Origin of the sequence: Sinisalibacter aestuarii (assembly GCF_027923545.1) — a bacterium.
GTDB classification, from domain to species: domain Bacteria; phylum Pseudomonadota; class Alphaproteobacteria; order Rhodobacterales; family Rhodobacteraceae; genus Sinisalibacter; species Sinisalibacter aestuarii.
In genome coordinates, this window is record NZ_BROH01000006.1 from 59,309 (window position 1) to 79,660 (window position 20,352).

Consider the following 20,352-nt stretch of genomic DNA (forward strand, 5'->3'; position numbering starts at 1 on the left):
CAGCTTGCCACGGCGGGCAGATAAACGAAATTGTTATCTCGCTCCGCACAGGTTTGACTTGATCCCCGCGCCCGGCGCCCTAGGTCACACCAAACGGGGACAGATATGATTTCAAAACTCGAACGCTTGTTCAAACACGAGGCGGCCGGTGGCGTGATGCTGATGGCGGCCGCCGTGGCCGCGCTGATCGTGGCCAATTCCGCCTTCGCACCGCTCTATGACGCCACGCTCGGCAGTTACCTGGCCATCACGCTGAACGGCGAGGGGCTGGAAAAGCCGCTGATCCTGTGGATCAATGACGGGCTGATGGCGATCTTCTTCTTCCTGATCGGGCTGGAACTGAAGCGCGAGATGATGGAGGGCAAGCTCAAGAAGCTGTCCGACGTGGCCCTGCCCGGCGTCGCCGCCATCGGCGGCATGGCGGTGCCCGCGCTGATCTTTGCCGCGATGAACTGGTCCTCGCCCGAAACCTTGCCCGGCTGGGCGATCCCGGCGGCAACCGATATCGCCTTCGCGCTCGGCCTGCTGGCGCTGGTCGGCTCGCGCGCACCCGCGGCGCTCAAGGTGTTCCTGCTGACGCTGGCGATCCTCGACGACCTTGGCGCGATCCTGATCATCGCCCTGTTCTACACCGCCCATCTCAAGCCGCTCTACCTGCTGCTCGCCCTCGCCCCGCTGGCCGCGATGGGCTGGCTCAACGCCCGTGGCAGCCACCGCAAGGCACCGATCGTGATCCTTGGCATCGTGCTCTGGGTGCTGGTGCTGAAATCCGGCGTCCATGCCACGCTGGCCGGCGTGGTCACCGCCTTCTTCGTACCGCTGAAAGACCGCTGGGGCGCCTCGCCGCTGAAGTCGATGGAGCACGGGCTTGAGCCCTGGGTGGCCTTCTTCATCGTGCCGGTCTTCGCCTTCGCCAATGCCGGCGTCGCGCTGTCGGGGATGACGGCGGATGCGGTCACCTCGCCGCTCACCCTCGGCATCGTCGCGGGGCTGGTGCTCGGCAAGCAGATCGGCGTTTTCGGCGCGACCTGGCTGATGGTCAGATCCGGCCTTGCCCGGCTGCCCGACAACGTCACCTGGACGCATATCTACGGGCTGTCGGCGCTGGCCGGGATCGGCTTCACGATGTCGCTGTTCATCGGCGGGCTGAGCTATGGCGATCCGGCTTTGATGAACGAGGTGCGCCTGGGCGTGCTCGCGGCCTCGGCGATCTCGGCGGTGATCGGCTACGGCGTGCTGATGTCGGTCAGCCGCAAAACCGGAGACGACGCCGAGGCGGCGCCCGCCGAATGATCCCGGGCGCCGGGCGTCAGCCCGGCGCGCCGTTCTTGTAGGGCGCAAGCAACGCGGCGATGGTTTCGCTCGCCGTCACATCGACGCCAAGCGCGCGGCCACGGCGGGCGACGGACCCGGCGATATGGTCGATCTCCAGCGGGATGCCGCCTTCCAGATCATGCGCGGTCGAGGCGCGCGCCTCGTCCGGCAGGGTGTTCTGGAAAAAATCCCACACCTCGTCGATGGCGCTGTCGGGCATCGCCACACCCTCGGCCCGCGCGACCTGCCAGGTCTCGGTGACCAGCCGCCGCGCCAGCGCCGTCATCTCCGGCAAGGCACGCACCACACCCACGCGGGTGCGCGCGCCCGCCGTCATGCTGGAAATCGCGTTGAACAGCATGAACTTCTTCCACAGATCGACCCGGACATTCGCGCAATCGGGCGAGAGCACGCCAGCCGCCGCCAGCACGGCGCGCAACTCGGGCACGCCATTCGCCCCCTGCGCCCCCTCGTAATCGCCGATGGTGAATGAGCGCATCGGCCCGTAACGGGTGATCTCGCCCGGCGCGGTGATATTGGAAAAGATCCGCGCCACGCCGATCAGCACCCGGTCGCGCCCGACGGCCTCCGCCGCCTGGTCCGGCGCGTCGACGCCATTCTGCACACTCATGATCCGGGTGCCCGCGCCGATGGCGGGCGCGATCTGCTGCAGCGCCGGGGCGAACTGGTGCGCCTTCACGGTCACCACGATCACATCCGGCGTGCCGACCTCGGTCACATCGTCGGTGAGGATGTCGGGGCGCACCGTGATCGTCTCGTCCGGCTCGATCAGGCGCAGCCCGTTTTGCCGTATCGCGTCGAGATGGGCGCCGCGCGCGATCAGCGCCACCGGCTGCCCGGCCCGGGCGAGGCGCGCGGCAAGATAGCCGCCGATGCCCCCCGCGCCCAGAATTGCGATCTTCATATTCACCTCCGCCCGCGCCGCCACTGGTCAGGCCCTGCGATTGGCCCGGATCAGCCCCATGATCTCGCGGGCCGCCTCGGGGATATTGGTGCCCGGCCCGAAGATGGCGGAGACCCCGGCTTTTTTCAGGAAATCGTAATCCTGCTGCGGGATCACGCCGCCGCAGATGACAAGGATATCCTCCGCCCCCTGCGCCTTCAGCGCCTCGATGAGCTTGGGCGCGAGCGTCTTGTGCCCCGCCGCCTGCGAGCTGATCCCGACCACGTGCACATCGTTGTCCACCGCATCCTGCGCGGCTTCCTCCGGCGTCTGAAACAGCGGGCCGACATCGACGTCGAAGCCGATATCGGCGAAGGCGGTGGCAATCACCTTGGCGCCCCGGTCGTGGCCGTCCTGGCCCATCTTGACCACCAGCATCCGCGGCCGCCGCCCCTCTTCAGTGGCGAAATCCTCCACATCCTTCTGGATCGCGGCAAAGCCCTCGTCGCCCTCGTAAGCCGCGCCATAGACACCCGCGAGCGTTTTCACCTCGGCCCGGTGACGGCCGAACGCTTTTTCCATCGCCATCGAAATCTCTCCCACTGTTGCCCGGGCCCGGGCGGCCTCGACCGCCAGCGCCAGAAGGTTGCCCTCGCCCGAGCGGGCGGCCTGCTCCAGACCGGCCAGCGCCGCATCGCAGCCGGCCTGATCGCGGGTGGCGCGGATCTGCTCCAGCCGCCGGATCTGACTGTCGCGCACGGCAACGTTATCGACATCGAGGATATCGACCGGATCTTCCTTTTCGAGCCGGAACTTGTTGACCCCGACGATCACCTCATCGCCCCGGTCCACCGCCGCCTGCCGCCGCGCCGCCGCTTCCTCGATGCGCAGCTTCGGCATCCCGGTGGCGACGGCCTTGGTCATGCCGCCCATCGCGTCGACTTCTTCGATCAGCTTCCACGCCTCCTCGATCAGATCGGCGGTGAGCTTTTCGACGTAGTAGGAGCCGGCGAGCGGATCGACCACCTTGGTCACCCCGGTCTCATTTTGCAAAATCAGTTGGGTGTTGCGCGCGATCCGGGCCGAAAACTCGGTGGGCAGCGCAATCGCCTCGTCAAAGGCATTGGTATGCAGCGACTGGGTGCCGCCCAGCACCGCGCTCATCGCCTCGAACGCGGTGCGCACCACGTTGTTGTAGGGGTCTTGTTCCTGCAGCGAAACGCCCGAAGTCTGGCAATGGGTGCGCAGCATCAGCGAGCCCGGCTTTTTCGGCTCGAATTCCGACATGATCCGGTGCCACAGGAACCGCGCGGCGCGCAGCTTGGCGGCTTCCATGAAGAAATTCATGCCGATGGCGAAGAAGAAGCTGAGCCGCCCGGCGAAGGCATCCACATCCAGCCCCCGCGCAATCGCCGCGCGCACATATTCGCGCCCGTCCGCCAGCGTGAAGGCGAGCTCCTGCACCAGGTTCGCCCCGGCTTCCTGCATGTGATAGCCGCTGATCGAGATCGAGTTGAAGCGCGGCATGTCGGTCGAGGTGAACTCGATGATGTCCGACACGATCCGCATCGAGGGCTCGGGCGGGTAGATATAGGTGTTGCGAACCATGAACTCCTTGAGAATGTCGTTCTGGATCGTCCCCGAAAGCTGCGCCCGGTCCACCCCCTGCTCCTCACCCGCGACGATGAAACTGGCGAGGATCGGGATCACCGCGCCATTCATCGTCATGCTCACGCTGACCTCGCCGAGCGGAATACCGTCGAACAGGATCTTCATGTCCTCGACCGAGTCGATGGCCACGCCCGCCTTGCCCACATCGCCGACCACGCGCTCATGGTCGCTGTCATAGCCCCGGTGGGTGGCCAGATCGAAGGCGACCGACACGCCCTGCTGCCCCGCCGCCAGCGCCTTGCGGTAGAAGGCATTACTCTCCTCGGCAGTCGAGAACCCGGCATATTGGCGGATCGTCCAGGGCCGGCCGGTATACATCGTCGCGCGCGGGCCACGGGTGAAGGGCGCGATGCCCGGCAGGCCGCCGGTCTGCGGCAGGCCGTCGGCGTCTTCGGCGGTGTAAAGCGGCTGCACCGCGATCCCTTCGGGCGTGTTCCAGGTCAGATCGTCAAGCGGGCGGCCCCGCAATTCCTTCTCGGCCAATGCCTTCCAGTTGTTCTTGTCGGTCATCCGCACTCTCCTTCGTGCATTGTGTCGGGCGCCGGCGCGCCTATATTCTGGGGCAAAGGAGCCCGTATGTTCAAAGCCTTGGCCGCTGCCGCCGCCCTCGCCGCCAGCCTTGCCACCCCTGCCGCCGCGCAAGGCGCCGAAGGGGCGCCGGAGCTTGTGATCACAGAAGCCGGAACGCAGGTTCTGGGCGATTTCCTCTGGCAATCCCGGCTTCTCGTGGTGTTTGCCGACAGCCCGAACGATCCGCGCTTCATCCAGCAAATGGGGTATATCGAGGACCGGCCCGGCGATCTTATCGAACGTGACGTGATTGTGATCACAGATACCGACCCGGCCGCCCGCTCGCCGATCCGCGAAGAGCTGCGCCCGCGCGGCTTCGATTTCGTGCTGATCGGCAAGGACGGGTTCAAATATCTGCGCAAGCCCCTGCCCTGGGACGTGCGCGAAATCTCCCGCTCGATCGACAAGATGCCGCTCCGGCAGCAGGAATTGCGCGACCAGCGCGCAAGGCCATGACGCGCGGCGCTCATATCCGCCCCTCCGCAAGATAGCGCACATCGGCAAAGCCCGCCGCCAGCGCGGCACAATCCTCGGCATAGCGGGCCGCCAGCGCGCGCCGCTCGGCCCCGGTAAACAGCTCCGGCGCAGGTGCGCCAGCCAGATCCATCTCCGCCAGCCGTGCCCGCATCTGGGCGCCGTTCAGGTCCGGCTCCGCCGCGCGGATCGCCCGCACCGCCGGAATCGCCGCAAGGCCGGGCGCCGTGTTGATCCGCTTTTCCACCCCGCGCAGCCTTTGCGGCGTCTGGTCCGCGAAGCGCGCCACCAGCGCGCGCATCCGCCCCTGCACCGCTTCCAGCGGCCAAACCATGATTTCGGCCCGTGGAAACAGCCCGCGCAGATCGGCGATCACCTCGCGCCAGCCCCGGTCGGGCGCCAGCAGCGCCGGTTTCAGCGCGGCGAAATCCGGCAAGGGCTTTGCCGGCAGCAGATAGCTGTAGGCCGAGACCCAATAGGCCGCATAGTCGCGGATGCCGAGGCCGATACGGGCAGGCTCCATGCCGAGATGGCTGCAATAGGCCACAAGCCGCGCCACGGCTCCGGCGTAAAACCCGCCTTCAAGCAGATTGCGGCGCATCGAGCCGAGAATGTTTTCGTCCGAAACGATGAGCCGGGCCGCGCCCGTCGCGGCAAGGTCCTCCGCCACCGCCGCCTCCGCCCCGGTATCGAACCGGCCATTGTCGCGCAGCATCAGATGATCCCGCCCGCGCATCCATTCCGGCCCCCAATAGGCGGTGCCTGCCGCCGCCAGCACATCGCCATTGCGCTTCAGCGTGCGCTGAAAGGCCGTCGATCCGGTGCGATGGGCGCCGAGATGCAGAAACAGCTCCATCACGCCGCTCCCGGCTCGACATGGGCCAGAAGCTCGGCCCCGGCAAAGCCCTGTTCCAGCGCCGCCAGATCGGCGGCGTAGCGCTCCGCCATATGGGCGCGCTGATCCTCGTCGAAGCCCGCGAAGGGGCGCGGGGCCTGGGTTTTCAGCCAGTCCCACATCGCCGCGCGCCTGAGGCCCGGCTCGGCGGCGCGTTTGTCTTCCATTGCCGGGATCAGCCGGGCATCCGGCGCGGCGTTCACCTTCTGCGGTGGCGGCGTAAGCGGCAGGTCCATCCCGGTCAGCCTTGCCATGATCCGCCCCACCGGCAGGGCCGCCTCGACCGGCCAGACCAGGATTTCGCTCGCCGGAAACACGGCGCGGATATCGGCCACCAGATCGCGCCAGCCGCGCAGGGCCCCGGCCATCCCGGCACGCGCCTCGTCAAAGCGCACCACGCCGTCTTTGGTCACGTCGCGATAGGTCAGCTCGATGGCATGGGCCGAGATCCAGTAGCTTTCATAGCTGCGGATGCCCAGGCCGATGCGCCTGGGATCGGCGGCGAAGAAATCGCGGTAGGCTTCCAGCTTTTTCTTCGCCCGCCAGTAGAAACTGCCGGAGCGGATGTTCCAGCCCATATCGCCGATCATGTTTTCGTCGGAAATCAGCACCTGCGCCGCACCCTCGGTGGCGGCGTCGAGGCGGGCGCGAATCCCGTCCCAGCCCTCGCGCCGGGGAATACGGGCAAAGCCGCGCACCTCGCGCTCCAGATCGGCATGGACGAGGGCGCTGATCCCCGCCGCCTCCAGCACTGCCCGGTTGGCCGCGAGCATATCCTGCATCGCGGTCGTGCCGGTGCGGTGGGCGCCGATATGGAGCAGCAGGTCCACCCTATTCGAACTCCATGATCACCTCGTCGACGCCAAGGCTGTCGCCCGCCTCGACATTGATCCGCGTCACCACCGCCTTGCGTTCGGCGCGCAGGATATTCTCCATCTTCATCGCCTCGACGGTGCAGAGCGCCTGCCCCTCCTGCACCTCGTCGCCCTCCTGCACATCGACCTTCACGATCAGGCCGGGCATGGGGCAGAGCAGCATTTTGGAGGTGTCGGGCGGCATCTTCTCCGGCATCAGCGTGGCCAGCTCGGCCTGACGCGGCGTGCGGACATAGACCTTGAGATCAGCGCCCCGGGTGCGGATGCGGTAGCCCGCGTCGATCCGGCCCACCTTGAGCACAAGGGGTTCGCCCCCCGCGTCCAGCACCGCCAGCGGATCGCCCGGCGTCCAGTCGGAGGTGACGCGCAGCTTGGTGCCGTCGATGAACTTCACGGTCGAGCCCTTCTTGTCGGCCTTCACCTTCACTTCGAAGCTCTCGCCCTGAAGCGTCACCACCCATTCCTTGCCGACGCGGCGCGAATGGTTGTCCATCCGGCCCGAGATGCGGGTGCGGCGAATCTCGTCCACCCGGAACATCGCGGCCACCGCGGCGGCCACACGCTGCAGCGCCTCCTGCGGCAGCGTCACGCCGTCGAAGCCCTCGGGGTATTCTTCCGCGATAAAGGCGGTGGTCATGTCGCCCGAGACGAATTTGGGGTGGTCCATCACCGCCGAGAGGAAGGGCAGGTTATGCCCGATCCCTTCCACCTCGAAACTGTCGAGCGCATTGCGCATATGCTCGATGGCCTCGCCCCGGCTCGGCCCCCAGGTGCAGAGCTTGGCGATCATCGGGTCGTAATACATGCTGATCTCGCCGCCCTCGTAAACGCCGGTATCGTTGCGCACCACATGGGCGTCGTCCGCCACTTCCTCGGGCGGGCGGTAACGGGTCAGGCGGCCGATCGAGGGCAGGAAATTGCGATACGGGTCTTCCGCATAAAGGCGGCTTTCCATCGCCCAGCCATTCAGCTTCACATCGTCCTGCGTGATCGTCAGCGCCTCGCCATTGGCCACGCGGATCATCTGCTCGACAAGATCGACGCCGGTGATCAACTCGGTCACCGGGTGCTCCACCTGCAGGCGGGTGTTCATTTCGAGGAAGTAGAAGTTGCGCGCGCCGTCGACGATGAATTCCACCGTGCCGGCGCTGGTATAGCCCACCGCCTTGGCGAGCGCCACGGCCTGCTCGCCCATCGCCTTGCGGGTGGCGTCGTCGAGGAACGGCGACGGCGCCTCTTCGATCACCTTCTGGTTGCGCCGCTGGATCGAGCATTCACGCTCGCCCAGATAGATGCCGTTGCCATGCGCATCGCAGAGCACCTGAATCTCGATATGGCGCGGCTGGGTGACGAATTTTTCAATGAAAATCCGGTCATCGCCGAAGGAGCTCGCCGCCTCGTTCTTCGACGACTGAAAGCCCTCGCGGCATTCCTCGTCGTTCCAGGCGATCCGCATCCCCTTGCCGCCGCCGCCGGCGCTGGCCTTGATCATCACCGGATAGCCGATCTCGCCGGCGATGCGCACCGCGTCGTCGGCGGTGTCGATCAGGCCCATATAGCCCGGCACCGTGCTCACGCCCGCCTCCTGCGCGATCTTCTTCGAGGTGATCTTGTCGCCCATCGCCTCGATCGCCTTCACCGGCGGGCCGACGAAGGCCACGCCCGCCGCGTCCAGCGCCTCGGCGAAGCGGGCGTTTTCCGACAGGAAGCCATAGCCCGGATGCACCGCCTCGGCGCCCGACCCCTTGATCGCCGCCATCACCTTGTCGATCACGATGTAGGATTGGTTGGCCGGCGGCGGGCCGATATGCACCGCCTCGTCGGCCATCTGCACATGCAGCGCGTTGCGGTCGGCGTCGGAATAGATCGCCACCGTCTTGATGCCCATCTTGCGGGCGGTCTTGATCACACGGCAGGCGATCTCGCCCCGGTTGGCAATCAGGATCTTCTTGAACATGTCCCGTTCCTCTCAGTGATGTCTCTTGGCGGCAGCGCCGCGCATGGCTGTGGCGCGCTCGACCCCGCTGCGGGGGAGCGCATACGAAAAGACCCGGCCTGCTTCGGGGGGAAGCAGACCGGGCAGAAGGGGAAGGGTAACGGTTTGACTAAACCAGGCAGGAAGCCGGGATAAAGCCCCTGCCACGCCGTCGACCATGACAGCGATCGCGGGCCGTGAACAGCGCACCTGGCCGCCGGCGGCCTTTTGCGCGGGGCTTTGCCAATAACCCGAAAGAACAGGCAAAAACATGCTCATTCGTCCCAATCCCAGGCAGAACCTTCCGCGAACACCTCAGGAAAAGAGGCTTGCGCGCGGTCAATGTCGATTTTCAGCATTGCCTCATAGCTGGCCGGATCGAACGGTTCTTCCGCCGGCACCACCTCGCGGCCGAACAGCCAGCTGAGTCGCCCGGCATCGAGATTGCCCCGCTCAAACGGCTCCTCGCCGAAATATTCCCACAATGCGGCCATGAACGCCTCGTCCACCTGCCGGTCGAGCTTTCTGCGGTCGGCATAGCGCTCGCGCCGGGTGAGCGGCGTGATTCCCTTGGGATTGGCCCGCCGGATGGTGAACTGGAAGTCCGTGCCCGGATAGCGGCCCGGAAATCCCCGGTGCTTGAGCATATAGGGCAGCGCCATGTCAGAACCCCTCCCAGACACAGGCCCCGTCCTCGGGGCGGTACGCCTCGAAGATCTGCGTGGCGTCCGGGTCGGCCTCGCCGAACTCCACCGGACGGTCGGAGACCGAGATCATCACCGTGTGCGGCTGCGGGCCGATATTGGAGATGCGGGAAAGCGCATAGCTCTCGCAGAGAAAATGCATATCGGCCTCGATTTCGTCATAAGGCACCGCATCGACGATGCCGGCGAGGTTTTCCTCCAGGAAGCGAAAGCGCACAGTCAGCCCCGATGGCCCCGGCTCGCCCCAGATCACATCGTGAAAGGTCACCTCGCGGCCCGATGGCAGCGCAATGCCCCCGGCCCCCTCGGCCAGCGCCGGGGCGGCGACGAGCGCCGCCAGCAACGTGGCCCCGGCTCTCCTCCCAACGATCATGATCCCTCCCCGCCCGCTCAGAGCGGGATGTTGTCGTGCTTCTTCCAGGGGTTCTGAAGCTTCTTGCCCCGCAGGCTGGCAAAGGCGCGCGCCACGCGCTTGCGGGTCGAATGCGGCTGGATCACCTCGTCGATGAAGCCCCGCTCGGCGGCGACGAAGGGATTGGCGAAGCGGTCTTCGTAATCCTTCTGGCGCTTCTGGATCTTCTCCCGGTCGCCAAGCTCGGAGCGGTAGAGGATCTCCACCGCGCCCTTGGCCCCCATCACCGCGATCTCGGCGGTGGGCCAGGCATAGTTGAAATCGCCGCGCAGATGCTTCGACGCCATCACGTCATAGGCCCCGCCATAGGCTTTGCGGGTGATCACCGTCACCTTCGGCACCGTCGCCTCGCCATAGGCAAAGAGCAGCTTGGCGCCGTGCTTGATCACGCCGCCATATTCCTGAGACGTGCCCGGCAGGAAGCCCGGCACATCGACCAGCGTCAGGATCGGAATTTCAAAGGCATCGCAAAACCGCACGAAGCGCGCGGCCTTGCGGCTCGAATCGATGTCGAGCACGCCCGCCAGCACCATCGGCTGGTTCGCCACCACACCCACGGTGCGGCCTTCGAGGCGGAAGAACCCGGTGATGATATTGCCCGCGAAGGCTTCCTGAATTTCGTAAAAATCGCCCTCGTCTGCGATTTTGTGGATCAGCTCCTTCATATCGTAGGGCTGGTTCGGATTGTCGGGGATCAGCGTATCGAGGCTCTCCTCGATCCGGTCGGGCGCATCGAAGAAGGGGCGCACCGGCACGCCGTCGCGGTTGTTGAGCGGCAGAAAATCGAACAGACGGCGGATCTCGTTCATCGCCTCGACATCGTTGTCGAAGGCGCCATCGGCCACGGAAGACTTCTTCGTATGGGTCGAGGCGCCGCCCAGCTCTTCCGCCGTCACCACCTCGTTGGTCACCGTTTTCACCACATCGGGGCCGGTGACGAACATGTAGGACGAATCGCGCACCATGAAGATGAAATCGGTCATCGCCGGGGAATAGACCGCGCCACCGGCGCAGGGGCCCATGATCACGCTGATCTGCGGCACCACGCCCGAGGCCATGATGTTGCGCTGAAACACTTCGGCATAGCCGGCGAGGCTGTCGACGCCCTCCTGAATCCGCGCGCCGCCCGAATCGTTCAGCCCGATCACCGGGGCGCCGTTCTGCATCGCCATATCCATGATCTTGACGATCTTTTCGGCATGGGTTTCGGAGAGCGAGCCGCCGAACACCGTGAAATCCTGAGAAAAGACATAGACGAGCCGGCCATTGATCGTGCCCCAGCCGGTGACCACACCATCGCCCGGGATCTGGGTTTCCTGCATCGCGAACTCGGTGGCGCGATGCGCCTTGAACATGTCGAACTCCTCAAAGGAGCCCTCGTCGAGCAACAGCTCGATACGCTCGCGCGCCGTCAGCTTGCCCTTGGAATGCTGCGCCTCGATCCGGCGGTCGCCACCGCCCTTGCGCGCCACGGCGCGGCGGTCTTCCAGCTCCTGGAGAATATCTTTCATGGGGGCCTCCTCGATTTCAGCGCAACCTAGCGGGCGGCGGGCGCGAACCAAAGCGATTTCGGGCGTATTTGCAAATGTATTGCGGAGGCCATACTGCAAATCGCAAATCTGCAAATAGTCTTTATCAAAGTGGCAGATAGCCTTGTTCAATGCCGGTCGGATCGCGTCGCATCTCGACAATCCCACCCACCGCGCGTAACCGGGATTGATGGAAGATCAGATACGTACCCGGTTTCTCGACCGCACCACCCCGCCACATATCCTGACGCTCACGCTGATTACAGGGCTCTCGGCGCTGTCGATGAACATTTTCCTGCCCTCGCTGCCGGGGATGACCGCCTATTTCGAGGCCGATTACCGGCTGATGCAGCTCTCCATCGCGCTCTACCTCGCGATGAACGCCGTGTTGCAGGTGCTGGTCGGCCCGATCTCCGACCGTTATGGCCGCCGCCCGGTGCTGCTGGTGTCGTTCGCCATCTTCGTAATCGCCTCGCTGGGCTGCGTCTTCGCCCCCACGGCGGAAATCTTCCTCGCCTTCCGCATGGTGCAGGCCGCGGTGAGTGTCGGTATGGTGCTGAGCCGCGCCGTGGTACGCGACATGGTGCCAGCCGACAAGGCGGCCTCGATGATCGCCTATGTCACCATGGGCATGGCGGTGGTGCCGATGCTGGCGCCGATGGTCGGCGGGTTGCTCGATGCGGCCTTCGGATGGCAGGCGAACTTCTGGCTGCTCTTCATCCTCGGCGCCCTGGTCACCTGGCTGCTCTGGCACGATCTTGGCGAGACCGCCGCGCGGCGCTCGGGCGGGTTGCGGGCGCAGATCGCGGAATATCCCGAATTGCTCACCTCGCCCCGGTTCTGGGGGTACTCCGCCGTTGCAATGTTCGCCTCGGGCGCGTTCTTCGCCTATCTCGGCGGCGCGCCCTTCGTCGGCACCGAAATCCACCACCTCGACCCCGCCCGGCTGGGCTTGTTCTTCGGCGCACCGGCGCTCGGCTATCTGGTCGGCAACGGCGTGGCTGGCCGCTATTCGGCACGGTTCGGGATCGACCGGATGATCCTCATCGGCACCCTTGTGCCAACCACCTGCCTCATCATTTCGTTGCTGCTGCACCTCGCCGGGTTTACGCATCCGCTGATCTTTTTCGGCCTCATGATACCGTTCGGCTTCGGCAACGGCATGGTGATGCCCAACGCAACCTCCGGCACGCTGAGCGTGCGCCCGCAGCTTGCGGGCTCGGCCTCCGGCCTCGGCGGCGCGATGATGATCGGCGGCGGTGCGGCGCTGTCGGCACTGTCGGGCATGGTGCTCAGCGTCGAAACCGGCCCCTGGCCGCTGCTCGCGCTGATGCTCACCTCCTCGTTTCTCTCCGTCGTCTCCATCCTGCTGGTGATGCGCCGCGCGGCCCGCGTCGGCGCAGTCTAGCCCCGCAGCCCCGTCGCCTCTGGACAGGGCGCTTTGCAAAGACTACCCGTCACATTTGCAAAGGGAGGGACCGCATGGCCACGCAAAAGCTCTATGCCGGGGTAAAACTGCGCGAAACCCGCGCACGGCTCGGCTTGACCCAGAAAGCCTTCGCCGAAAAGCTCGGCGTCTCGCTGCCCTATCTCAACCAGATGGAGAACAACAACCGCCCGGTCTCCACCGGCGTGGTGCTGGCGCTGGCGCAGGAATTCGGCTTCGACGTGGCCGAGCTTTCCACCGGCGATGCCGAGCGGCTGGTGACCGACATGCGCGAGGCGATGGCCGACCCGGTCTTTGCCGATGCCGCGCCGCCGGTGGCCGATCTGCGCCTCGTCGCCTCCAACGCCCCGGCACTGGCGCGCGCCTTTCTCGAACTGCACCGCGCCTACCGGCAGGGCCACGAGCGCCTCGCCTCGCTCGACGAGGCGCTGGGGCGCGAAGGCGGCCCGCTGCAGGCCAGCCCCTGGGAAGAGGTGCGCGACTTCTTCCACTATTGCGACAATTACATCGACGCGGTCGACCGCGCCGCCGAGCATTTCGCCCGCGACGGCGCACCCGAAGCCGCCGCCATCGCCACGCTGGAGGGGCTGGGCCTTTCGGTCGAGACCGGCGCCAGCGAGCAATTGCGCGGGCTCGACCGGGCCGCCGGGCGGCTCACGCTGTCCTCCTACGCGCCGCCCTCCACGCGCCGCTTCCAGCTTCTACACCAGGTGGCCCTGCTCACCCAGAACGACCTGTTCGAAGCCACGCTCGACCTCGCCCGCTTCCAGTCCGACGAGGCGCGCCAGATCGCCAAGATCGGGCTGGCGAACTACTTCGCCGGCGCCGCGCTGATGCCCTATGCCCGCTTCCTCGACGCCGCCCGCGCAACCCGGCACGACCTTGAGCGGCTGGCCGACATCTTCGGCGCCTCGATCGAACAGATCGCCCACCGGCTCTCGACCATGCAGCGTCCGGGCGCCAAGGGCATCCCGTTCTATTTCGTCCGCGTCGACCAGGCCGGCACGATCACCAAGCGTCACTCCGCCACACGGCTGCAATTCGCCCGCTTCGGCGGCGCCTGCCCCTTGTGGAACGTGCACCAGGCCTTCGAGACGCCCGGCCGCTTCCTGCGCCAGCTCGCCCAAACCCCCGACGGGGTGCGCTACATCTCGCTCGCCCGCGACGTGTCGAAGCCCGGCGGTTCCTTCACCGCCCCGGTGCGCCGCTACGCGATCTCGCTGGGCTGCGAGGTCAAACATGCCGAGAGCCTCGTCTACGCCGACGATCTCGACGTGACCAACACCGCCGCCTTCGAACCGATCGGCATTTCCTGCCGGATCTGCGAGCGCACCAATTGCCACCAGCGCTCGGTGCCGCCGCTGGAACGCAAGCTCACCATCGACCCCGATGCGCGCGGCGTGCTGCCCTACGAAGTAGCGCGCTGATGCTGCGCGGGCTCGTCGCGGTCCTGCTGATCGGGCTTGGCCTGTTCGCCGCATCCGGGGCGCTGGAGCGGGCGGTGCTCTACCCGTTCACACCCCTGCGCGACGCCCCGCCCGCCGGGCTCAGCGAAACCACGCTCACCACCGCCGATGGCGAGACGCTGGTCATGTGGTCCGCCCCGCCCGCGCCGGGCAAGCCGGTGGTGCTCTACTTTCACGGCAATGCCGGCAATCTGGCGATGCGCGCCGGGCGTTTCGCCGCCTTCACCGCGCGCGGCTTTGGCGTGGTGGCGCCAGGCTATCGCGGCTCGTCCGGCTCCAGCGGAAAACCAACCGAAGCCACCCTGATCGACGACGCGAGGATGCTGGCCGCGCAGCTTCCCGCACTCACCGGCCCGGCCCCGGTGATCTACTACGGCGAAAGCCTCGGCGCGGCAGTGGCGATCGCGCTCGCCGAAACCTCGCCGCCCGCCGCGCTGGTGCTGGAAGCGCCCTTCACCTCGCTCGCCGGGATGTCGGCCCGGCTCTACGGCAGCGCCGCGCTGGCCCGCCTGCTCACATCCCGCTGGCCGAGCCTTGAGCGCATCGCCAATGTCCCGGCCCCGCTCCTGATCCTGCACGGCGCCGACGATCCGCTGGTGCCGCCGGCGATGAGCCGCAGCCTGCTCGCCGCCGCGCCCGGCCCCGACAAACGCCTCTACCTGGTGCCCGGCGCGGGTCATGTGGATGTCTGGCAAGCCGACGCCCAGCGCGAACTCTATGCCTTCCTCGCCCGGTTCTGAGCCGCGCTCGACACAAGTCGCCGCAGCGCAATCGGCCCGACATGCGGCCTGGGAGCCCGATTCCACGGGCCGGAACAGCCGGTTCCACATCCGGCCGGAGCAACACCAGGATTCTAGAGCACTAGAATCCTGGTGTTGCTATTTTTTCTTTTATTTTCAGAATATTGACAAACGCCTGACGCTAAAATTCCGGTCACATCTTTCGCAAACCTTACCAACCCCTCGAACCACCAACCCAAAAAACAAACGGCCCCGCGCCAAGCGGGGCCGGATCTGTCGCAGCGATGCGCCGGTCTCAGGCGGAGAGGATCCGATAAATCTCGTCTTTCAGCGTCGCGCGCTGCTTCTTCAGCTCCTCCTCGTGAAAATGATCGGTCGGGCGTTCGAGCGTTTCGGCCTCGATCACCTGGCGATTGATCTCGTGATAGTCGTTATAAAGCTTGGCAAATGCTTTGTCGGAAGCCTTCAGCGCTTCCATTTTCTCGACATGTTCAGGGAATTCGTCAGCGAGTTCGTGCATAAGCTCGGACATTGGCAGGGCCCTCCGTTTTCTGTTCTGTTGCCCCGAGCCTATGCCCCATGATTGGGGGCAACTTTGACCCGGATCAAGAACAGCGGCTTTTCCCCTCAGCGCTGCGCCTGCCGCCAATCGGGGTGGATCCAGGGCGCGCGCCCGTCGCGCGGCAGCGGATCGCGGCCCAGCATATGGTCGGCCGCCTTTTCGCCGACGAGGATCGAGGGCGCATTGGTGTTGCCGTTGGTCACGCGCGGAAAAACCGACGAATCGGCCACCCGCAGCCCCGCCACGCCGATCACCCGCAGCTCCGGGTCCACCACCGCCATCGGATCGTCCGCCGCACCCATCCGCGCGGTGCCGCAGGGGTGAAAGGCGCTCTCGGCATGGTCGCGGATGAAACCGTCAAGCGCGTCGTCGCTCTGCAGCGCATCGCCGGGCTGGATCTCGTGTTTCACATGCTCCGCCAGCGCCGGCTGCGTGGCGATCTCGCGCGTCAGCCGCAGGACGGCGCGGAAGGTGGTCCAGTCATCGTCGTGGCTCATATAGTTGAAGCGGATCTCAGGCGGGTCTTCGGGCCGGGCCGAGCGCAGGGTGACAGCGCCGCGCGAGCGCGAGCGCATCGGCCCGGTATGGATCTGAAAGCCGTGGCCCTCCGCCGCCGCCTTGCCATCGTAGCGCACGGCGATGGGCAGGAAGTGAAACTGGATATCGGGGTAGTCGATGCCGGCGGCCGAGCGGATGAAGCCGCAGCTTTCGAACTGGTTCGACGCGCCGTGCCCGGTCCTGGTAAACAGCCATTGCGCGCCGATCAGCGCCTTGCCGGGCAGGTTCCAGTACCGATAGAGCGTGATCGGCTTCTGCGCCGCATATTGCACATAGACTTCGAGGTGATCCTGCAGGTTCTGCCCCACGCCGGGCCGGTCGGCCACCTGTGCGATGCCGTGTCCGGCCAGATGCGCCGCCGGGCCGATGCCGGAAAGCATGAGCAGCTTCGGCGTGTTGATCGACGAGGCCGACAGCACCACTTCGCGCGCCGCGCCGATCACCTGCACCCCGCCGCGCGTCGCCACCTCGACGCCGGTCGCCCGCCCGTTCTCGATCACCACCCGGCGCGCCAGCCCCTTCACGATCGTCACCCGCCCGGTCTTCAGCGCGGGCCGCAGATAGGCGTTGGCGGTCGACCATCGCCGCCCCTTGTGGACCGACATGTCAAACGCGCCGAAGCCTTCCTGCTGCGCCCCGTTGTAATCCTCCGTCACCGGGTAGCCGGCCTGCCGCCCCGCCTCGACGAATGCGTGCATCAGCGGGTTCCACTGCCGGGCGCGTCGGATATGCATCGGCCCGTCATCACCGCGCCAGTCCGAGGCCCCGGGCCCGTGCCAGTGCTCCATACGGCGGTAATAGGGGGCGATATCGGCCCAGCTCCAGCCCGCCGCGCCCTGCTCTGCCCAATGGTCGAAGTCGCGGGCATGGCCGCGCACCCAGACCATGCCGTTCACCGAAGACGAGCCGCCCAGCACCTTGCCGCGCGGCACCACCAGGCGGCGGTTGTTGAGCGCAGGCTCCGGCTCGCTTTCATAGCCCCAGTCATAGCGCGCCATGTTCATCGGGTAGGAGAGCGCACCGGGCATCTGGATGAACGGCCCGATATCGCTGCCGCCGGCCTCGACGATGGTCACCGAGCGCCCCGCTTCGGCCAGCCGGTAGGCCAGCGCCGCCCCGGCGCTTCCCGACCCGACGATGACGTAATCGCTCGCCACCCGTCTATTCTCCGCGCGGGAACCGCTGGCTCTCTTCCAGCAGGTTCAGATCCATATGGTTGCGCATGAAACGCTCCGAGGCGCGGGCGAGCGGCTGGTAATCCCAGGGGAAATAGGCGCCGTTGCGCAGCGCCTCGTAAACCACGAGCCGGCGCGCCTGGCTTTCACGCACCTCCGCATCAAACTTGTCCAGATCCCACTTTTCAGCCGTCAAAGCCGCCATTCTGGCGCGAATTTCTTGATATTCTTCAACCTCCGCGAGATTTCTCAGCTCCTGCGGATCGGCATCGAGATCAAAGAGCTGGTCGGGATCGAGGGCGCAGGCGGTGTATTTCCACTGCCCCTCCACCAGCGCCACAAGCGGCGCTTCGCTCGCCTCGGCGGCATATTCCATCGCCACCGGCCCGCGCCCCGCGCCCGCCGCCACCGGCACCAGGGGTTCGCCCTCGGTCCATGGCGTCACCCCGGCCAGATCGACGCCCGCGAGCGCGGCCAGCGTCGGCGTCACGTCCATGGTCGAGACGGGCGTATCCACCCGCCCGGGCGCCATGCCCGGCGCGGCGATCATCAGCGGCACCCGGGCGGAGCCTTCATAGAAGGTCATCTTGAACCACAGCCCCCGCTCCCCGAGCATGTCGCCATGGTCGGAGAGGAAGACGACGATCGCCTCCTGCCCGGTCGTCTCCAGCGCGTGGAAAATCTCGCCGATCTTGTCGTCGAGATAGGAGATATTGGCGAAATAGGCCCGGCGCGCGCGGCGGATATGCGCCTCGGTGATCTGGTAATTGCGCCAGTCGTTGGCATCGAAGATCCGGCGCGAATGCGGATCGTGCGCGGCATAGTCCATCGCCGGAACCTCGGGCAGCAGATGCGCGCAATCCTCGTAGAGATCCCAGTATTTGCGCCGGGCGACATAGGGGTCATGCGGGTGGGTGAAGCTCACCGTCAGGCACCAGGGCCGGTCGTCCTTGCCGCGCGCGAGATCGTAGACCTTCTGCACCGCGGTGAAGGCGACCTCGTCGTCATATTCCATCTGGTTGGTGATCTCGGCCACGCCCGCGCCGGTGACGCTGCCCATGTTGTGATACCACCAGTCGATCCGCTCGCCGGGCCTGCGGTAATCCGGCGTCCAGCCGAAATCGGCGGGGTAGATATCGGTGGTCAGCCGCTCCTCGAAGCCGTGGAGCTGATCGGGCCCGACGAAATGCATCTTGCCCGACAGCGCGGTCCGGTAGCCCGCCCGGCGCAGATGATGCGCATAGGTCGGGATATCGGAGGCGAATTCGGCGGCATTGTCATAGACCCGCGTCCGGCTCGGCAACTGGCCCGACATGAAGCTCGCCCGCCCCGGCGCACAGAGCGGCGATGCGGTATAGGCGCGGGCAAAGCGGGTGGACCGCGCCGCCAGCGCCTTGAGGTGCGGCGCGTGCAGCCAGTCCGCCGGCCCGTCGGGAAACAGGGTGCCGTTGAGCTGATCGACCATCAGGATGAGGATGTTGGGCTGTGTCATGGGCGCTCCAGCAAACGGTCGATGAGGCCGGTCACCCGCGCCGCGGCGGCGGCGCCATCCGGCTCTCCGCCCAAAGCGTGGCGGATATAGAGCCCGTCGATCGTGGCCGCCAGCGTGGTGGCGATATCGGGCGCACGGGCGCCGGCCAGCGGGCGCAGATCGTGGATGAGGTTCGAGGCCAGCCGGCGCTGATAGATCGTCAGGAGCCGCCGCGCCCCGGCGGAGGACTGGGCGTGAACGTAGAAGCTGAGCCAGGCCGACACCGTCGCCGGGGCGAAGTTCTCGGGCCCGAAGCTGGCGCGCACCAGCGCATCCAGCCGGGCGCGCGGCGTGCCCGCGCGGGCCAGTTCCGCCCGCACGCAGGCGCCGTAGATGCCAAGGATATGGCGCATCGCGGCAAGCAGCAGATCGTCCTTGCCGCCGAAATAATGATGCGCCAGCGCCGAAGACACACCGGCACGCCGGGCGATCCGGCTCACCGTCACATCCAGCGACCCGACCTCGCCGATCTCGGCAATTGCCGCTTTCACCAGCGCCGCGCGCCGGATAGGCTCCATCCCAAGCTTTGGCATGACCACTCCGGAAAAAACTTGCCAAAGCAGGATTGTTTCATCTTGATTGACTCGTCAATCAATAAAACGACAGGGAGCCCGACATGTATCTCAAGACAACCCTTTCCGCGCTGGCGATCCTCGCCGCCGCGCCGGCCTTCGCCCAATGCGAAAGCGTCTCCTTCTCCGATGTCGGCTGGACCGACATCACCGCCACCACCGCCGCCGCCACCGTGGTGCTCGAAGCGCTGGGCTACGAGACCGACGTGAAGGTGCTCTCGGTGCCGGTCACCTATACCTCGCTCGCCGAGGGCGATATCGACGTGTTCCTGGGCAACTGGATGCCGACGATGGAGGCCGATATCGCCCCCTACCGCGAGGCGGGCACCGTCGACACCGTGCGCGAAAACCTCGAAGGCGCGAAATACACGCTCGCGGTGAACAAGGCGGCGATGGATCTCGGCATCGCCGATTTCGCCGATATCGCCGGCCAGTCCGACGCGCTCGACGGCAAGATCTACGGCATCGAGCCGGGCAATGACGGCAACCGCCTGATCATCGACATGATCGCCGGCGACGCCTTCGGCCTGTCCGGCTTCGAAGTGGTGGAAAGCTCCGAACAGGGGATGCTGGCGCAGGTTGCCCGCGCCACCGACCGCGACGAACCCATCGTCTTCCTCGGCTGGGAGCCGCACCCGATGAACGCCAATTTCGAGATGGGCTACCTCTCGGGCGGCGATGACTGGTTCGGCCCCGATTTCGGCGGCGCCACGGTCTACACCAATACCCGCGCGGGCTATGTGGACGAATGCCCGAATGTCGGCGCGCTGCTGAAAAACCTCAAGTTCAGCCTCGCGATGGAAAACGAGATCATGGGCGCGATCCTGAACGATGCCGAGGATCCGAACGATGCCGCCAAAGCGTGGCTCGCCGCCCATCCCGATGCCTGGACCCCGTGGCTCGACGGCGTGACCACGCTCGACGGTGGCGACTCCGCCGCCGCGGTGAGCGCCGCTCTGGCGATGTGATCCCGCAAGG

Annotated in this window: 18 protein-coding genes; 6 read left to right on the forward strand and 12 right to left on the reverse strand. The window is 66.3% G+C overall.

Annotation, left to right across the window (positions count from 1 at the left end; genetic code table 11):
• The first annotated feature begins 105 nt into the window (after positions 1 to 105).
• Positions 106 to 1,293 carry a Na+/H+ antiporter NhaA gene (gene nhaA / locus QMG28_RS11165; RefSeq protein ID WP_281842382.1) on the forward strand — a complete coding sequence of 396 codons (1,188 nt, stop codon included), beginning with the start codon at positions 106 to 108 and terminating at the stop codon, positions 1,291 to 1,293.
• Positions 1,294 to 1,309: 16 nt separating this feature from the next.
• On the opposite strand, the gene QMG28_RS11170 is transcribed toward nhaA, so the two are convergent.
• Together QMG28_RS11170 and scpA are read right to left on the reverse strand one after the other, a co-directional pair.
• Complete coding sequence (locus QMG28_RS11170) at positions 1,310 to 2,239, reverse strand: ketopantoate reductase family protein (protein WP_281842383.1); 930 nt, start codon at positions 2,237 to 2,239, stop codon at positions 1,310 to 1,312.
• Between the two features lie 27 nt (positions 2,240 to 2,266).
• Positions 2,267 to 4,399, reverse strand: a complete 2,133-nt coding sequence (gene scpA, locus QMG28_RS11175; RefSeq protein WP_281842384.1) for a methylmalonyl-CoA mutase — start codon at positions 4,397 to 4,399, stop codon at positions 2,267 to 2,269.
• A gap of 66 nt (positions 4,400 to 4,465) precedes the next feature.
• Here scpA and QMG28_RS11180 point away from each other — a divergent pair, with 66 nt between their 5' ends.
• Positions 4,466 to 4,915 (forward strand): DUF4174 domain-containing protein, encoded by a 450-nt coding sequence (locus QMG28_RS11180; protein WP_281842385.1) that lies wholly within the window; start codon positions 4,466 to 4,468, stop codon positions 4,913 to 4,915.
• Between the two features lie 10 nt (positions 4,916 to 4,925).
• On the opposite strand, the gene QMG28_RS11185 is transcribed toward QMG28_RS11180, so the two are convergent.
• The 6 genes from QMG28_RS11185 to QMG28_RS11210 all read right to left on the reverse strand — a co-directional run bounded on the left by QMG28_RS11185 (position 4,926) and on the right by QMG28_RS11210 (position 11,305).
• Positions 4,926 to 5,789: a hypothetical protein gene (locus QMG28_RS11185; RefSeq protein ID WP_281842386.1), complete on the reverse strand. Its 864-nt coding sequence runs from the start codon at positions 5,787 to 5,789 to the stop codon at positions 4,926 to 4,928.
• Positions 5,789 to 6,658, reverse strand: coding sequence for a hypothetical protein (locus tag QMG28_RS11190; RefSeq protein ID WP_281842387.1), 870 nt, complete (start codon positions 6,656 to 6,658; stop codon positions 5,789 to 5,791). Before QMG28_RS11190 ends, QMG28_RS11185 begins: the two co-directional genes overlap by 1 nt.
• A gap of 1 nt (position 6,659) precedes the next feature.
• The gene (locus QMG28_RS11195) at positions 6,660 to 8,660 is read right to left on the reverse strand and encodes an acetyl-CoA carboxylase biotin carboxylase subunit (protein WP_281842388.1); all 2,001 of its coding nucleotides are present in this window, start codon (positions 8,658 to 8,660) and stop codon (positions 6,660 to 6,662) included.
• 293 nt (positions 8,661 to 8,953) lie between these two features.
• On the reverse strand, positions 8,954 to 9,325 hold the full coding sequence (locus QMG28_RS11200) for a hypothetical protein (RefSeq protein WP_281842572.1): 372 nt from the start codon (positions 9,323 to 9,325) through the stop codon (positions 8,954 to 8,956).
• Between the two features lie 16 nt (positions 9,326 to 9,341).
• A complete protein-coding gene (locus QMG28_RS11205) occupies positions 9,342 to 9,755 on the reverse strand; it encodes a DUF6497 family protein (protein WP_281842389.1) in 414 nt (137 codons plus the stop codon).
• Positions 9,756 to 9,772: 17 nt separating this feature from the next.
• Positions 9,773 to 11,305, reverse strand: coding sequence for an acyl-CoA carboxylase subunit beta (locus QMG28_RS11210; RefSeq protein WP_281842390.1), 1,533 nt, complete (start codon positions 11,303 to 11,305; stop codon positions 9,773 to 9,775).
• A gap of 208 nt (positions 11,306 to 11,513) precedes the next feature.
• Here QMG28_RS11210 and QMG28_RS11215 point away from each other — a divergent pair, with 208 nt between their 5' ends.
• From QMG28_RS11215 to QMG28_RS11225, 3 genes are all read left to right on the forward strand, one after another.
• Positions 11,514 to 12,731 carry a multidrug effflux MFS transporter gene (locus tag QMG28_RS11215; RefSeq protein ID WP_281842391.1) on the forward strand — a complete coding sequence of 406 codons (1,218 nt, stop codon included), beginning with the start codon at positions 11,514 to 11,516 and terminating at the stop codon, positions 12,729 to 12,731.
• Positions 12,732 to 12,805: 74 nt separating this feature from the next.
• The gene (locus QMG28_RS11220) at positions 12,806 to 14,197 is read left to right on the forward strand and encodes a helix-turn-helix domain-containing protein (RefSeq protein ID WP_281842392.1); all 1,392 of its coding nucleotides are present in this window, start codon (positions 12,806 to 12,808) and stop codon (positions 14,195 to 14,197) included.
• Positions 14,197 to 14,976, forward strand: coding sequence for an alpha/beta hydrolase (locus tag QMG28_RS11225; protein WP_281842393.1), 780 nt, complete (start codon positions 14,197 to 14,199; stop codon positions 14,974 to 14,976). Before QMG28_RS11220 ends, QMG28_RS11225 begins: the two co-directional genes overlap by 1 nt.
• 295 nt (positions 14,977 to 15,271) lie before the next feature.
• Here QMG28_RS11225 and QMG28_RS11230 read toward each other — a convergent pair whose 3' ends face one another.
• From QMG28_RS11230 to betI, 4 genes are all read right to left on the reverse strand, one after another.
• Complete coding sequence (locus tag QMG28_RS11230; protein ID WP_281842394.1) at positions 15,272 to 15,508, reverse strand: HP1242/YdcH family protein; 237 nt, start codon at positions 15,506 to 15,508, stop codon at positions 15,272 to 15,274.
• Positions 15,509 to 15,603: 95 nt separating this feature from the next.
• A complete protein-coding gene (betA, locus tag QMG28_RS11235) occupies positions 15,604 to 17,253 on the reverse strand; it encodes a choline dehydrogenase (protein WP_281842395.1) in 1,650 nt (549 codons plus the stop codon).
• A 4-nt stretch (positions 17,254 to 17,257) separates the two neighbouring features.
• Positions 17,258 to 18,763, reverse strand: a complete 1,506-nt coding sequence (betC, locus tag QMG28_RS11240; protein ID WP_281842396.1) for a choline-sulfatase — start codon at positions 18,761 to 18,763, stop codon at positions 17,258 to 17,260.
• Positions 18,760 to 19,335, reverse strand: coding sequence for a choline-binding transcriptional repressor BetI (betI, locus tag QMG28_RS11245; RefSeq protein WP_281842397.1), 576 nt, complete (start codon positions 19,333 to 19,335; stop codon positions 18,760 to 18,762). Before betI ends, betC begins: the two co-directional genes overlap by 4 nt.
• Positions 19,336 to 19,418: 83 nt before the next feature.
• Here betI and choX point away from each other — a divergent pair, with 83 nt between their 5' ends.
• Positions 19,419 to 20,342, forward strand: coding sequence for a choline ABC transporter substrate-binding protein (choX, locus tag QMG28_RS11250; RefSeq protein WP_281842398.1), 924 nt, complete (start codon positions 19,419 to 19,421; stop codon positions 20,340 to 20,342).
• Positions 20,343 to 20,352: the final 10 nt, after the last annotated feature.